Source organism: Enterococcus rivorum (assembly GCF_001742285.1).
In the GTDB taxonomy this organism is placed as follows: Bacteria; Bacillota; Bacilli; order Lactobacillales; family Enterococcaceae; genus Enterococcus_L; species Enterococcus_L rivorum.
The window spans coordinates 1-14,684 of sequence record NZ_MIEK01000003.1 but is presented as its reverse complement, the minus strand read 5'-3'; the positions used below and the strand labels follow the sequence as shown (position 1 = coordinate 14,684).

15 protein-coding genes and 1 pseudogene are annotated in these 14,684 nt (G+C 34.7%); 1 reads left to right on the top strand and 15 read right to left on the bottom strand.

Going from position 1 to position 14,684, the window contains the following annotated elements; genetic code table 11:
• Positions 1–334 precede the first annotated feature (334 nt).
• Positions 335–895: pseudogene (locus BCR26_RS01800) on the top strand (tyrosine-type recombinase/integrase).
• Positions 896–909: 14 nt separating this feature from the next.
• Here the strand turns inward: BCR26_RS01800 and BCR26_RS01795 are convergent.
• From BCR26_RS01795 to tyrS, 15 genes are all read right to left on the bottom strand, one after another.
• Entirely contained in the window at positions 910–1,698 is a 789-nt protein-coding gene (locus tag BCR26_RS01795) for an abortive infection family protein (protein ID WP_245341856.1), read from the bottom strand.
• Positions 1,699–2,101: 403 nt separating this feature from the next.
• Positions 2,102–2,230 (bottom strand): hypothetical protein, encoded by a 129-nt coding sequence (locus BCR26_RS19080; RefSeq protein WP_275950762.1) that lies wholly within the window; start codon positions 2,228–2,230, stop codon positions 2,102–2,104.
• A 42-nt stretch (positions 2,231–2,272) separates the two neighbouring features.
• Positions 2,273–2,506: a hypothetical protein gene (locus tag BCR26_RS01790; protein ID WP_069697254.1), complete on the bottom strand. Its 234-nt coding sequence runs from the start codon at positions 2,504–2,506 to the stop codon at positions 2,273–2,275.
• 81 nt (positions 2,507–2,587) lie between these two features.
• A complete protein-coding gene (locus tag BCR26_RS01785) occupies positions 2,588–2,983 on the bottom strand; it encodes a hypothetical protein (RefSeq protein ID WP_069697253.1) in 396 nt (131 codons plus the stop codon).
• The gene (locus BCR26_RS01780) at positions 2,980–4,428 is read right to left on the bottom strand and encodes a T7SS effector LXG polymorphic toxin (protein WP_069697252.1); all 1,449 of its coding nucleotides are present in this window, start codon (positions 4,426–4,428) and stop codon (positions 2,980–2,982) included. Before BCR26_RS01780 ends, BCR26_RS01785 begins: the two co-directional genes overlap by 4 nt.
• Entirely contained in the window at positions 4,418–4,786 is a 369-nt protein-coding gene (locus BCR26_RS01775) for a DUF3958 family protein (protein ID WP_069697251.1), read from the bottom strand. The genes BCR26_RS01780 and BCR26_RS01775 overlap by 11 nt, the downstream gene beginning before the upstream one ends.
• A complete protein-coding gene (locus BCR26_RS01770; RefSeq protein ID WP_069697250.1) occupies positions 4,786–5,097 on the bottom strand; it encodes a TIGR04197 family type VII secretion effector in 312 nt (103 codons plus the stop codon). Before BCR26_RS01770 ends, BCR26_RS01775 begins: the two co-directional genes overlap by 1 nt.
• Positions 5,098–5,350: 253 nt before the next feature.
• Positions 5,351–5,413: a putative holin-like toxin gene (locus BCR26_RS19190; RefSeq protein ID WP_420842041.1), complete on the bottom strand. Its 63-nt coding sequence runs from the start codon at positions 5,411–5,413 to the stop codon at positions 5,351–5,353.
• 289 nt (positions 5,414–5,702) lie between these two features.
• Entirely contained in the window at positions 5,703–5,855 is a 153-nt protein-coding gene (locus tag BCR26_RS18675) for a hypothetical protein (protein WP_211272275.1), read from the bottom strand.
• Between the two features lie 210 nt (positions 5,856–6,065).
• Positions 6,066–7,070, bottom strand: a complete 1,005-nt coding sequence (gene lplA / locus BCR26_RS01765; RefSeq protein ID WP_069697249.1) for a lipoate--protein ligase — start codon at positions 7,068–7,070, stop codon at positions 6,066–6,068.
• A 29-nt stretch (positions 7,071–7,099) separates the two neighbouring features.
• Positions 7,100–7,840, bottom strand: coding sequence for an MBL fold metallo-hydrolase (locus BCR26_RS01760; RefSeq protein WP_069697248.1), 741 nt, complete (start codon positions 7,838–7,840; stop codon positions 7,100–7,102).
• A 195-nt stretch (positions 7,841–8,035) separates the two neighbouring features.
• Positions 8,036–9,457 carry a Na+/H+ antiporter NhaC gene (nhaC, locus tag BCR26_RS01755; RefSeq protein ID WP_069697247.1) on the bottom strand — a complete coding sequence of 474 codons (1,422 nt, stop codon included), beginning with the start codon at positions 9,455–9,457 and terminating at the stop codon, positions 8,036–8,038.
• Between the two features lie 126 nt (positions 9,458–9,583).
• The gene (gene tyrP / locus BCR26_RS01750; RefSeq protein ID WP_069697246.1) at positions 9,584–11,002 is read right to left on the bottom strand and encodes a tyrosine-tyramine antiporter; all 1,419 of its coding nucleotides are present in this window, start codon (positions 11,000–11,002) and stop codon (positions 9,584–9,586) included.
• Positions 11,003–11,123: 121 nt separating this feature from the next.
• Positions 11,124–12,989, bottom strand: coding sequence for a tyrosine decarboxylase (gene tdc / locus BCR26_RS01745; RefSeq protein WP_069697245.1), 1,866 nt, complete (start codon positions 12,987–12,989; stop codon positions 11,124–11,126).
• 292 nt (positions 12,990–13,281) lie between these two features.
• Positions 13,282–14,538 carry a tyrosine--tRNA ligase gene (gene tyrS / locus BCR26_RS01740; protein ID WP_069697244.1) on the bottom strand — a complete coding sequence of 419 codons (1,257 nt, stop codon included), beginning with the start codon at positions 14,536–14,538 and terminating at the stop codon, positions 13,282–13,284.
• Positions 14,539–14,684 lie beyond the last annotated feature (146 nt).

Below are 14,684 nucleotides of genomic sequence, written 5' to 3'. Positions count from 1 at the left end.
AAGTTAGTCATTAGGATGTCTCTACTGTATCCAAGAATTCTTTTCCATTCAAAACTTACGATAAAACTGCTGTGTCATTTTTTTATTGTAAATTTTCTTTTAAAACATCATAGACTTTATATCGATAAATAGCACAAATTCGTATTATATTGAGAAGAACAGATATTATCTGGGGTGCATTTATCTATTTTGCGAAATAAGTCGAAAGAAATTATGCCATTAAATTAAAAAGTGACAATAGGGACTCTTTTTTCAGATAGTCGCGAGTACCTAGTTACTTTAAACTAGAGGTAAAATAATGTGCTGAAAAAGACTAAAGACTGGAGCTTTTATCATGAGAAAAAAAGAGAATATGGAGCCGTTACAAACTGAAACCGAGATTCAAGATTTCCTTTTTTGGCTACGTCAATCTAAAAATCCTGATTGAGACGTTTTTTTATTTAAGCTTTGGATCAACACAGGTTTGCGAATGTCTGATCTCGTGACGTTAAAAGTAGGGGACGTTGCCTATTCAGTTAATCCAAAAATTAAGGAAAAGAAAACTGGAAAGACCAGGGTTCTATTTTTGCAAAAACTTTAGAAAGAAATACAGGAATACACTGAAAATAAAAAACCTGACGACTGGTTATTTCCAAGTCGTCAAGGAAAGAATGAGCCGATTAAAGTGAATACGGTCTATCAGTTATATCAAAAAGTGTCCAATAATCTAAATCGCAAAGACATTGGTACTCATACTGTCCGCAAAACTTTTGGCCATCATTATTATCGTAACACGAAGGATATTGCGACACTCGTGGAGATTTTTAACCACACCTCACAACAAATCACAAAGCGCTATATTGGGATTCGTGCGGAAGAAATCAGTGAGACATTTAAAAATTTTAATATAGGATAAATGAATTACTAAGCTCAATTCGGTTTCTTTTGTTTGTCCCGAAAGGTATCCCAAGTAAAATGAACTACTGTAAGCGATGCATTCATCGCTAATTGAGCGTATCTTTTAGGTAATTCTTTAAAGTTCTTGCCTTTACCATGCCCATCTCCTTTATCATTTCTAAGAGAAGAGAGACCATCAACAATTGAATTAAAACTACTTAGTATTTTCTTTACATCATCATTGTTTTTAGCTGACACATTTGTTTTGACATCTAAATTAAGTATCGAAAAAACTTGTTTACGAAGATTTGAAATTGGAGTTCCTTGGGAATAAGATTCACCCGACTCATCTAAAATATGTTTAAAGCAAGACTCCAATAGTTCCTTGGCTTTCCCTACTACGTCTGTTGGTGAAATCTCAAGAAGTGATAACATTAGTTCCATTTGTTGCTCAATAAATTGATCATCGAATCTATCTTTGACTTCACTTGCTAATTTAGTCGAAAACGTTACTGCCTCTGTATGTTGAGATAATAACTGGAGTAACTTGGGATACAGATTTTCTTTACCTTCTGGTAGACTAGCATTACCAAACTCAATATAATTGACTAGATCATTGGCTAGTTTCAAAATTTTATCATCAGTTTCATTTTTTATAAATTCATTCAAAGACTTACCTTTTGATAACCTATACTTACTTTGAATAGGAATACCCACAGAATCAAGTGTAAAGGTATCAAAAGTAGAATCTGAAAAATTCAAAACATACCCTGCATTATTAAAAAATGAAGCTATAAAATTTTTTTCATTAAAATCTAACAATATCTATCTCACTTCTCTTTCTTTAAGTAGAATGTATATTAATTTATTCAGTAAAAACGTGTATTTGAATTTTAAAAGCTATATCGATTTCACTTCATAAATTTGCATATCTGTACGTCGACGTGACCTTTTTTCACTCTACTAAGATAGTAACAAATTGACAATGTTTTTTCACTATTATTTAATCCAAATAATAGTGAAAAAGACTTATGGTTATAAATCAAGTCTACCAATTTTTATTAAAGATTGTTTTTTTTTAGATAGTAAGTAATGAGAGCCAATGAAACAGTCTATTGCTTATCAAGTCTAAACTATCAATACTTATAAGTTTTGATAGTAAAAAAAGATTGCTTCTAATCTTTAAAATCAGAAACAATCATTTTTAATTGTTGTTTTTCAAATTTTAAATACCGTAGTGAACGAGTACATTATTTTCCAACAGAGCCGTATTACATAATTTGATTACATTTAGCAATTCTTTCAATATATTTTCTTTGAAAAAAGGTTCTTCTGGATAAATTGCTTTTTGCATTGTAAATTCATTCGGCGCATTTTTGAAAAGGGATACCCAACTCTACAATATCGATTTTAAATGTGTTATTTCTTCATCAACAAAAAAAGTAACCCTATAATAATTAATACCTATATTTTTTTGGGAGATATCATTCCAGCTAGATTCTACCCATTGTAAGGAATCTAGTAAATATAGAATCAGAGCATCGTCCACTGAAACTGCCTCTTTCCACTCCACCACTTTATAAGTTAATTTTTCTGAATATGGAACTATCGTAAAGTCATGTTTAGTCATGAATTTTCTCCGTTCTGCTATTTTCTAGCGGTAGAGGTTTTTAATTTATCATTTTGAGTGCAACAATTTTTTGGTATCTAGTTAGATTCGTTCAGAATCTTCTTTTGTCATTTCAGGAAGACTTTTTAAAAATTCTACGTGAAAATCATAGAAATCTTCAAATTGGGCGCTCAAGTGTCCATAAATTCCAATTAACTTGACCAAATTACTCTTAAATTGATAGTCACTCACAATTTCATCAATTGCCTGACTTGTATCTACCGACTTTAAATCTTTAGTGATAGCTTTCAGCTCTTCTAAATCTTCTATTATCTCTTCAATAACATCTTCTTTAAGACTATAGGCAATGTTTTTTTCTCCTTCTGCAACATCAGTATCCACTTTATATGAAGACAAATTTAGTTTATTGCCATTTTTTTCATTTACTTTCTTGTAAAACTCGAATAAATCATAAAAATCATCAGATCCTATTATCATTTCAATCTTCTCCCCAAACCTCTTATTGTTTTATCCACATTAACAGATCCATCTAAGTTTAATACTTTTTCAAATTTTCCTTTACTATTAAACACCTCCAAATGATCTTTATGCAAACCATCTAGATAAATTTGATCTCCTTTGTTCAACCCCAATTCCTTAGCCTTTTTACTATCTACTTTATAAACCGATTGACCATCAATACGTTTTGTAGTTTTTGTAAGATTTTTCTTCAGTTCTGATCCAAAGTCAGTTTTGAAAAATTCATCCATATTATTTACATTGTTATTAGCCCCACCATAGGAACCACTATTCAATCCTCCCCACGCACTAACAGCAACCGCTCCTGCATGCCCCCAAACTAATCCTGTTTGAGCTGCTGCATTTGGAACAAGGGTTAGACTGACTCCTCCAGTTTCTGGCGCCGTCGCTGTTCCTGCAAAACCATTCGCAAGAAACCAAAGTCCACCGCCTAAAAACTCTGCACCACTTTGAGCTAAACTGAAAATATTTGCAGTGACACGACCAATATCATGCCCTGCTGTTCCTTTTAGTTTTTGGCTAACAAATCGTTCTCCAAAAAGTTCGTCTAACAAGGCTTGTCCATTATTTTTTGACAGCTGGTCAAGAAACCCTGCACCAAATCCCTTTAACAAATCAACATTTCTAGTCCGAACTGCTTCCTGAACGATGTCAGTCGCTTCTCTATTAAATATACCATCCACATAAACACCTGTGACATTTCCATAATCATCAAATGTGTAGGTCACTTCCTGATTGGCTAAATTATAGGCTTCAACTTTCGCTTTTATCTTTTTGGCTCTCGTTTCCCATGCTGTCGCAATTGGAGTAATCCATTTCAGATTCATTTTACCTAAATCAAATGTTCCTGTACTAGCATTCCAGGAAGAGCTACCTTCTATTTCTGCCAGACCTTGATCCACTAAATTTTGTGCAGCTTCTACCTCTAAAAAAATACCTGGAGATTGACTGTTGAATGCTCGTAGCTTCTCTAACTTTTGCTGTAATTTCTGAACAACATCTTGCATTCTCATAATGCTCTGTTCTAAAAATTGATTTGGTTCTTTCAATCGATCTAAAGCATAACTTTGTTGGGTAATAATATTCTTTGCACTTTCAATATCCTCAACCAACTCCTCTTCTCGAACATCACAACTAGCCACTTGTGCTTCAAACTCTTCCGGAAACTTTCTATGTGCTTCCGTTAAAGCTTCACAAAGCATCGTCACACCATTTGATAACGGAGGATAGACGGTTGAAAAGTAGCGCTTGGCGGAATCGTAAGTCTTTCCAGATAAAGGAGCGTTCAAAAAACCATCAATACTAATTTTAATATGAGTCACACCATCAGAATAAGCGGCGGCCAATTGTGCAGCACTGTTAGATTGTGCTCTCACTTCTCCTAAAAACATGTTAATAGACATCTTTTAGCTCCTCCTTTTTATCTGAAGGAGCACTCAAAAAAAATCGAAGCTCTTCAGTGGCTTTTTCTTCCTGATCCACTAAGTTCTTTTTTTCGTACAAAAATTGTTCCATTTCGTCTGTTACCAATTCTAAACTCTTTTGTTGACAGTAATTCAATTCGTCCCTGGCTTCAGCAAGGTAACTTCCTAGTTCATGTTCTTGCCATTTGCCTTGCAACTCGTTAAAAAATTGATTTTGTTGGGTATAGATTGAGTCCAATTGAGCTATATTTTCTTCCTGAAGACGAATATCTTGTCGATTTTCGTCTTGTGCTTCAGCGATACCTAAAAGTTTTTTTCTTAATACTTGTTCTCCCATCAATTCCCACGTCCTTTTAGAGAATAGAAAGGATCTAATGCAGCTACTTTTTGTTGGATTACTTGATCCACACGTTCAAATTCTTTTGCTACTGTATGTACATTATCAATATCTTTATTAAACGCTGCAACCAATCGTTTCACGGATTGATTCGCTTTTTGAATGGACGTTTTTGCATTAGAATTGCCGCTAACGGTGGTTTGACTAGCTTCATTTGATTGACTATTGATTGAAGCTAAGGCATTTGCTGCTTGGCTCATTGTTGCAGAAACTTGACTAGCAACACTTGAGTTACTGACAATTTTACTCATAGCTATTAACTCCTTCTAAATTATATGAACAGAAATATTGTTCTTATATTTAGAGTAACGAAATTGCTACCAAAACACAATATTTTTATTTAAATTATATTAAGAAACTAGATAATCCAACTAAAAAGTGCTATAATGAAAAAGAAAAAGTGGATATGCGCTAACATATCCTCTTTGTAGAACCGTTTAAGACGGTAGCAGATTTTAATTACTTAAAAAAGCAACCAGTTAACCTACTAAAGTTAATGACTGGTTACTTTTTTTTGTCGTTTTTTAGCAAGTCAACAACTAGCTTAATCAGAGCAATAACAAACATGCTAAAGCTTAGAATGAGCTGGATTGTTTCCAATGCAGACAAAAGGCTTACTCCTTTCATAGATTTCAGTACTTACATTCATAAGCACCACCACCTTTCGGAAGTCGCCACCGTCATAACTTTTCTACCCATTTATTATATCATAACAAAATCGACTTTTAGAAAACTCTTTTGAACACGTAAAAATACCCTGCTGAAGCGCTTCTCAAATCGTTCAACAGGGTATTCTTTATTGATCCTTTTTTGGAATACTTCATCAAATTTTTTTACTATTATCACAGGTCATATTTCAAAAAGCTTCATAATCATCGGTAATAAATGAGATTTTTTGCTTTTGAATTTTGAAAAATCCTATTTGAGGAACATCTAGATGGGTTGATTCTTCGTAGTCTAATCCTAAGAGATAGCCTCTTAAACCCCTGCCAATTAACCCATGCAACATAACAATAATCGGATTGTTTCTGGAACAGCTAGTGAAGACAACCCGTATTTTAGTAATGCGGCATTCTGTTCTACTTGCTCTATACCAATCTTAGTTAAAGGAGAATCCAAAACCTCTTGATATCGTCCTAATCAATTATATTCTGTCTCTCCATGTCTTAATAAATAAATTTTTTTATTTTCAGTCATCTTTCACCGGACCCCTCTGTCTTCAATACAATAAGTCCACGAACTCATCTTTTTCGATATTTCCAAAATATTTTTTTACATCAATTTTTTCCACAGCTTCGGCAATGGCTGCTTTTTCATATTTCACACCCGTCAACAGCTCTTCTACATCTTTAATCTCACCTAACCCGAAGAAATCTCCATGAACCTTGATTTCCTTGATCACTCCTTCTGAAACATCCATTTTTGCTTCGATAGAGCCAATCGGGAAACGTTGCTTCCGTTCCAAATTAAATTCAGGAGATCTCCCATAGTTCCAATCCCAATTTCGGTAATACTCTTCAGAAATTTGGTTAATTTTTTTCCAGTCTTCTTTTGTTAATTCATAAGTTTTGACTTGGTCGATAGAAGCAACACCAAATATTTTCAGTAAAATTTCTTCACGGAAATCGATTGTCGTCATTTCTTGTTTTTCTGCTGGTAAAAATGGTTTGATATTGGTCACTCGTGAACGAATCGACTTTATCCCTTTTGATTCAATTTTATCTTTGCTAACTTTCAATGCATTGACCACTTCATTAATATCGCTATCAAATAGCAACGTTCCATGAGCAAACATCCGTCCCGCAGTAGCATACATCGCATTCCCAGAAAACTTCTGGTCATTAATTACTAAATCATTCCGACCTTTCAATTCAGCACCTGCTACGCCTAGCTCATGCAATGCTTGGATGATTGGTTGTGTTAATTTGGCAAAATCACGGAAAGAGTTGCCGTCGTCAGGCATAATAAAGCTAAAATTCAAGTTTCCAAAATCATGATAAACAGCACCGCCACCACTTAATCGGCGAACCACGTGAATGCCATTTTCTTCGACGTATTCTTTATTTATTTCTTCAATTGTATTTTGGTTTCGACCAATAATAATCGATGGCTCATTAATATAAAACAGTAATATAGGTTCATCTAAAGGCTTTTCTTTCAATAAATAAGTTTCGATTGCTAAGTTGATCCGCGGATCGTTGTTTTCATTTGGGACAAAAATCACTGGCTTTCCTCCTCATAATAAATGACTATTTATAGTTGAATTTTTAAATTTTTCTCAGCTAAAATAACGGACACTTGATTTCCAGCAGCTTTCTCTGCCTGTTCTTTCAATAATTCTAACGAACCGTGTTGAGGTAAATGAGTTAAAATCAACCGTTTCACTCCAGCGGCTTTGGCAATTTCTCCCGCTTCTTTTGATGTAAAATGAGCATGATGCTTTTCATTTCCTTCAAACAAATACGTGTCGGCTAAAAAAACATCGGCCTCTTTGGCAAAATCTACAAAGCTCTCTAAATACCCTGAGTCTCCTGTAAAAACAAATACCTTACCTGTTTTTTCTTCTACAAAACGCATCGCGTAACAAGGCACTGGATGAATTGTTTTCATAAACGTAACAATAAATGGGCCTAATTTCAATGCTTCTGCTTCAAAATAAGGAATCCCTTCTGAGACACCATTCATACTTAACGCGTCAAAATGGACTTCATCGTCTGTATGTCCATAAATTGGCAAGATAGGCGTCGGTTCCATAACAGGATATAATTGGCGATAATATTGTAAAACACCTAAATCAGCAATGTGATCATGATGGTAATGGGAAAGTATGACCGCATCTAACGTTAGTGGATCTATATGTTCTTCTAAATTTACCAGTGTTGTACTGCCAGCATCTAGTAATAGTTGAAACCCATCAGATTCGATTAAATAAGAACTAGTTCCTTGATTTTTGTAAGGATAGGCTCCTAAACATCCTAAAATAGTTACTTTCATAACTCTACCTCCACTTCATTTTTCTTCTATTATATACTACCATTTTTTCGATTAATACACTGTTTAGAAAATTGCTTATTTTACTGTAGCTATTAATAAATCTTTACTTACGTCAAAAAATAGGTAAAGCAGTGATAATAATTATCAAAACTCTACCTATTAACGATTGAAATTAGTTCTTTCAATGATTTGATTTTATTGAACTGGATTTTGATGATTTGTTTCTAACACACCCGTTGTTTCACTTATCGCTCTTTTTTTCTTTAAAGTAAAACTTAAAATAATCGTAATAAAGGGACACAATAATGGAAAGAATGCATATGGTAAGTAGTCTAAGGCACTGACTTTTAACGTACCCATGATAAAAGTGCCACTAACGCCCCATGGAATTAATGAGTTAAACGCTGCTCCAGCATCTGCCAAGGTTCGTGTTAAGTATTTTTTATTGATGTTTAATCGATCAAAAGAGGATTTGAACGTTTCTCCTGGTAAAATGATTGAGAGGTACTGTTCACCAACCAATAAATTTACACCAACACTGCTGATTGCGGTTAAAGTAATTAGTTTAGTTGGTGTATTGACGTAACCTTTAATTCTTTCAATCAAAGTTGAGATTATTTCGTATTTAATCAAGAGTCCTCCTAGTCCTAGTGCCAGTAAAATCAAGGCTGCTGAACTTAGCATACTTTCAATTCCACCTCTAGATAAAAGTAGATTAATGCTTTTATCTGGTGTATCTGCAATATAACCGCTCATTAAGATAGTTGAAAGTTGTTGTAGCTTCAAGGAAGGATTGTGAACAATAGCTAAAATAACCGCCATCGTTGAACCTAACAATAAAGTCGGAATTGCTGGAATTTTACGCCACGCGCAGAAAAATAAGGTGATGACTGGTAGTAGCGTAATGGGTGATATCCAAAAGTTCTTTTCTAGCGTTTGAATCATTGCAGCTACAGCTTTTAAATCAGCTGGTCCAGAATGGTGTCCTAAAAATAGATACCCTACTAAACTTAGAATAAACGCAGGGATAACCGTTTGCAACATGTTTAGTATATGGTCAAATAAGTTGATTTCTCCAATGCCTGCAGCTAAATTGGTTGTGTCTGACAAAGGAGAAAGATTATTCCCTAAAAATGCTCCTGAGACAACCGCTCCTGTGACCATCGCACTATTAAAGCCAAGAAGATGCCCAATCCCTAGAAAGGCAATTCCCATTGTTGAGATTGTTGTAAATGAGCTACCCACAGTTACGCCAACAAGGGAACAAACAATGAATACCGTTGGTAAAAAATACTTGACTGAGATTAATTCAAACCCATACACCATCATCGTTGGAATGGTTCCTGCAAGAATCCATGTAGCAACTAAAACACCAATCAGTAAAAAAATTAGAATTGGAATAATTCCTGGGGTAATGCCTTGAACAATCCCAGCATGGATTTCATCCCAAGTAAATCCTTTATACCTACCATAAAGTAGTAATAGCATAGAAGCTAACAAAATGGGAATATGCGGTGTCAATTTGGCTCCGATAATTAAAGTACCTAAAATAGCTAAAAGTAACACTAAAATAATGATACTCTCTATAAATGAAACGCGAACTTTCTTTTCGTGCATTAGAAAAACCTCCTATTTACTCACAGCTGGAAGGCAGCTAGCTAAAAGATGACGTAAAACTATTTAGAAATAGGCTGTTGAAAAATTCCTTTCGAATTTCATCACAGCCTATTTCTACTATCTAATCTATTGATCTAATTCTCTTTTTATTTCTGTTAACCAGTTATCATTTTTAAAACGATAAATAATTAAGGGGATAACAAACATTGAAATTGAAATCAATGAAACTAAAATAGCATCTGCAACGGTTGACGTTCCAATAGTTGCAAAAACAACTACAGTGATACCTAAAATCAGCATGATTGAAACTGTATAGGCAAGACCGTTTCCTTTTTTACCAATTCGATAAGGTCGAGGAAAATTAGGTTGATCTTTCCGTAACTTAATAATAGCAATCGCAATTAGAATATAGACAATACTATAGATAATTGTTGTCGCATTCGTTAATGTTAAGAAAACAGCATTGACATCATCCATGACACCATACAATAATGAAAACAATGAAATTACAATAGTTTGGGTCAAAACAACATTTCGAGAGACACCATATTTGTTTTCACGATGGAAACCAAATTTAGGCGGTAACAATCCTTCACGAGCCACTTGAATAATAGTTTTGGACGGGCCTGTGACCCAAGCTGATAATTGTAGTAAAACACCTAGAAAGACCATGAAACTAAATATGTTGCCTATAAATGATGGCAAGCCCAAAATTTGACAATAAATTAAAATTGGTTGTGTAATGTTAGACAATTCCATTGTTCCTTTTGGGACAACATTTGCTACAAACATCGCATTAATGACATTTAATAAAACTAGGCCAATTAGTGAAATAAAAATTCCTTTTGAATAATTTTTTGTCGCATCTTTCAAGCGTGGCATGTAAACAGAAGACATTTCCATCCCTACGAAGATAAAAGTAATCCCCGCTAAGTATTTAAACGAATCCATATGTTGTAAATCTGGTACTATTTTGGACCAAGAAAAAGTACCTAAGTAACCATTAGAAACTAATCCCACTTTAATAAAGGCAAAGATCCCTAAAATGAACATTACCAAAACGGGAATATAGACTCCTAACCAGACGCCGACTTTACCACCGATTTTTGCCATATCGAATTTCAAATTCAAAATAGTAATCGTCCAATAAATAATCAAAATACAAGCTAAAACGAACCAATGATTTTCACCAAGTTCAACATTTCCAAAGGTGTTTCCCAGTAATGGACCTAACGTTGAAGCTACCATTACCATTCCTGGAAACATTTGAACCCATAATAGCCAAGCTACAACAAAGCCCCATTTACTACCTAATGCTGTTTTAACCCATAATTGTGGACCGCCTTCTTGCGGTAGCATGGTGGATAGCTCTCCAGAAATAAGCGATATAGGTCCCGCAAAAAAGACTACGGCAAAAATTGTATAGAATACTAACGTCCAACCAACTGCGGCTAAGGTAGGAATACTACGTACGGTTGCACACAGAGCCATTGTTAGCCCGATAAAAGTACCTAATTCTATTTTTTTTACTTGTTGTTTATTCAATTTCTTTTACTCCTTATCAGAAACTTTCAAGAAAATTTTCTTTAAAATTTTCATAAATTCCATCTTAAATTTAGGCGATTAGGTTTTCCCTGATCCCCGCCATTAATTCCTATTTCTTTAGTTAAATTTTTGCTGAATAAATTTGTTCTAATTTTTCTTGTAAAGCTGCTCTAATTTTTGGTGCATAAATAGCGAATTCTTCTGCTTTATTCATGTAAGGAGTCATAACTGCGGCACGTAACACTGTTACTTTTTCTACTTTATTCCATTCATCTGTACTTATTCCTAAGTTGTTAACGAATTGTAATGGGCTATTACCATAATCTGGGATAGCAAAATCTGTATGTGATGTTATAAATTCATTATTGTAAATATTTCCTTTCACATAAGAAGCATAGTCGTAGACATCATGATTTAATTTATTCATTGCAGTTAAATCATCATTCCCTTTTTCTTTAAAGACATAATCAACCATATTAAAATCTGGATAAGTTAATGTGTGAACTTCAATTTCTTTATCGCCAACTTTAAAGGTTTCCGCTTCTAAAAAGTCATAGAATCTGTGTGAACCTTCGATAGAAGCTCCAATTAATTTACCATAACCAGAAACATTTAATGGTAATACGTGGTGGGCTGCCCAAACGGATGCCGCTGTTGCCCCAGCTTTTGATCCTTCAAGAATATAAGCACCTAGTAAAGCAGGAATATCTGCCCCTTTTTCAAATACGTATGTTGCAAAGTATGAAATAACGTCACGCATGCGAACATCTTGAATCACGATACCACCGGCTGAATAAGGAATATAACCCATTTTATGTGGATCAATTGTAACCGATTCAGCTAATTCAATGGCTTTATAGGCTTCATAAACGTCTCTTGAAAGGTGTTGTTTTTTCTCAGTAAATACCCCGTATTCTTCATACACATCTTCTAACTCTTCAAAAGGAATAAAATTGTTGTCTTCATCTAGGAAGATTGCGCGTCCATAGCCACCATATGCTGCATCAATATGAACATAATAATAGATTCCTTCTTTTTTAAGCTCTTCTCTTAAAGCAATAATTTTATCGATACTATCAATTGCACCTTCTTCTGTTGATCCAACAACACCAACAACACCTAGAATTGGAGTTTCTTGCGCAGCTAATTCTCGCACTATTTTTTCTAATTCATTAATGTCCATCCGATATTTATGATCTACAGGCACTGGAATCACTTGATCCAAACCAATTCCGATAATGTCCGCTGCTTTTAACCAAGAGTAATGTTTTGTTTGTGGAACTAACCATTTGCCTAAACGTTGTAAATGTTTCCCACTACGTGCAGAATGTGCTTTTATTTCATCCATATCTTCTTCTACAGATTCTAGCGCATCCATAATTTCTTTTGTGGACATGTTCAACATTTCCCAATCTGATTTACCTGCAACTAATTCTGGTCTTACTTCTTTCATTGCAAAAGGTAAAGATTTAATGTTACGTGCATACCAAAGACCTTCTAAGTTAGCTAAAGAACCATCAGCAACAATGTGACCCCAACCTTTTTTGTAACTCATTAATTGTGCAAATTCTTGACCGACCTCTTCTTCCATTTGTGAAGTAGCAGGTGAAGATTCATAGGCAACATTGTTTCCATTCCAAAGCATTGCAAAGTTATATGCTAATAGTGAAGGCATTAATGTTTCAGAATTCATATGTCCCCAATAGCGACCAGCAGTATGCCAAGGCACTGAGTGAGTACGCATGCGTGAAGACATTTCATTTAAGACATCCTTCATATGGTTAACCGTTTTACCATAACTTTCTGAAGATTTGTCTTGTGAAGAAATTGCTGGCATATCTTGTGGCATGTAATTTTGACGCCAGCCTAAATGCTCATCCACTAAATCAATTAGTAAATCTTTGTACAGTTGTCCGTTCTCAGCTTTGTCCCCAATAAATAATGCGGATAAATTCATTTCGTTTTTTGATAATTTTTCGTTGTTCATACGAAAAGGCCTCCTAGATGTTTTTTGTTTGTTATTTGCTAACAAAACTTACACCCATATCGTGATTCTGTAAAGGGATAAAATAACACTTTTTATCATAACTTTTTCATGTTCTCATTTCCCTTAAATTGTCTTGACACCTGTCTTGTCATAAAAAAGGAAAGTCAGTTTACGAATGTAAACCCACTTTCCTATGGATAAATACCTATTTTTTTCTTTTTTTACTTAATTAAAAAATTTAGCTATGCTCAAATAATCACACACATTCTCTTCTTAAAATTATTAGTAAATTCTAATCGACTATTTTGGCCAAAAAGTAACTTTTCTTGCCTTTTCGAACCACAATTAGTTTTCCATCAAATTTTTCAGTGACCGTTAGGATGTGTTCAATATCTGTTACTCTGTGACCATTAATACTAATTGCTCCGTTTGCAACATCTTCCCTTGCTTGTCTCTTAGAAGGCTCAATATCCGTTTCAACTAGCCACTCTACAATATTGGTCGGTTCATTGCCTACAGTAACGGTAGGCAAATGTTCTAACCCTTCCATAATTTCTTCTGTGGTTAACTCCTCAATGTTTCCAGAGAAGAGAGCTTCTGTAATTTTTTGGGCTTCTAGTAACGCTTCCTCGCTATGAACAAAACGAGTAACTTCTTCTGCCAAACGACGTTGTGCCTCTCGTTTTTCAGGAGCAATTTTCGTTTTTTCGGCTAAAGCATCGATCTCAACTTTATCTAAAAAAGTAAAGAATTTCAAGTATTTAACCACATCTCGATCGTCTTGATTTAACCAAAATTGGTAGAATTCAAAGGGAGAAGTTTTTTCTGGATCAAGCCAAATTGCACCACCAGCGGTCTTCCCAAATTTTGTTCCATCTGCTTTTAACATTAATGGAATCGTTAAACCAAAAGCTTCTGCATCGGGTCCAACTTTTTTCCGAATCAAATCAAGACCAGCTGTTATATTGCCCCATTGATCGGCACCACCAATTTGTAACTGTACTTGATGATCCTTGTATAAGTGGAGAAAATCAATTGATTGCAGAATCTGGTAGGTAAACTCAGTAAATGAAATACCACTTTCTAAACGACTTGCCACAATGTCTTTTGCCAGCATTGTATTCACGTTAAAATGTTTGCCGAAATCTCTCAAAAAATCTAGTAAAGTTAAATTTGACAGCCAGCTATAATTGTTTACCATCGTAACGTTAGCATCTTTTCCAAATAGTTTTTTCATTTGCGCAGACAGACTGTCTACGTTATGTTGGACTGTTTCCATCGTCTGTAAAGTACGCTCAGACTGACGACCACTGGGATCTCCAATCGTACCTGTTCCGCCACCAATCAAGATATAAGGATGGTGACCTGCCAATTGAAATCGTTTCATCATCATAAAGGGAATTAAATGCCCAATATGCATGCTATCACCTGTTGGATCAACGCCGCAATACAATGAAATACTCGACTTTTCTGTTACTTCCCTTAAACCTGCTTCGTTCGTTTGTTGATTAATTGCATCTCGCCAAGTCAATTCATCAATGATGTTCATTAAATCACCTTCCATAATTTTTATTTAGTCATTCTATATCCAAAAACACAATCGAGTAGGAGGCTAATCATTAATTGATTAGCCGACCTCTCACACCACCGTACGTACGGTTCTCGTATACGGCGGTTCAACTTTACATCACCTGT

What these genes read in the sequence shown, in the direction of transcription:
- BCR26_RS19080 (WP_275950762.1), bottom strand. Translation starts at nt 2,230, where the DNA reads ATGCAAAAAGCAATTTATCCAGAAGAACCTTTTTTCAAAGAAAATATA.
- BCR26_RS01790 (WP_069697254.1), bottom strand. Translation starts at nt 2,506, where the DNA reads ATGACTAAACATGACTTTACGATAGTTCCATATTCAGAAAAATTAACT.
- BCR26_RS01785 (WP_069697253.1), bottom strand. Translation starts at nt 2,983, where the DNA reads ATGATAATAGGATCTGATGATTTTTATGATTTATTCGAGTTTTACAAG.
- BCR26_RS01780 (WP_069697252.1), bottom strand. Translation starts at nt 4,428, where the DNA reads ATGTCTATTAACATGTTTTTAGGAGAAGTGAGAGCACAATCTAACAGT.
- BCR26_RS01775 (WP_069697251.1), bottom strand. Translation starts at nt 4,786, where the DNA reads ATGGGAGAACAAGTATTAAGAAAAAAACTTTTAGGTATCGCTGAAGCA.
- BCR26_RS01770 (WP_069697250.1), bottom strand. Translation starts at nt 5,097, where the DNA reads ATGAGTAAAATTGTCAGTAACTCAAGTGTTGCTAGTCAAGTTTCTGCA.
- BCR26_RS18675 (WP_211272275.1), bottom strand. Translation starts at nt 5,855, where the DNA reads ATGTTGCATGGGTTAATTGGCAGGGGTTTAAGAGGCTATCTCTTAGGA.
- BCR26_RS01760 (WP_069697248.1), bottom strand. Translation starts at nt 7,840, where the DNA reads ATGAAAGTAACTATTTTAGGATGTTTAGGAGCCTATCCTTACAAAAAT.
- nhaC (WP_069697247.1), bottom strand. Translation starts at nt 9,457, where the DNA reads ATGCACGAAAAGAAAGTTCGCGTTTCATTTATAGAGAGTATCATTATT.
- tdc (WP_069697245.1), bottom strand. Translation starts at nt 12,989, where the DNA reads ATGAACAACGAAAAATTATCAAAAAACGAAATGAATTTATCCGCATTA.
- tyrS (WP_069697244.1), bottom strand. Translation starts at nt 14,538, where the DNA reads ATGAACATCATTGATGAATTGACTTGGCGAGATGCAATTAATCAACAA.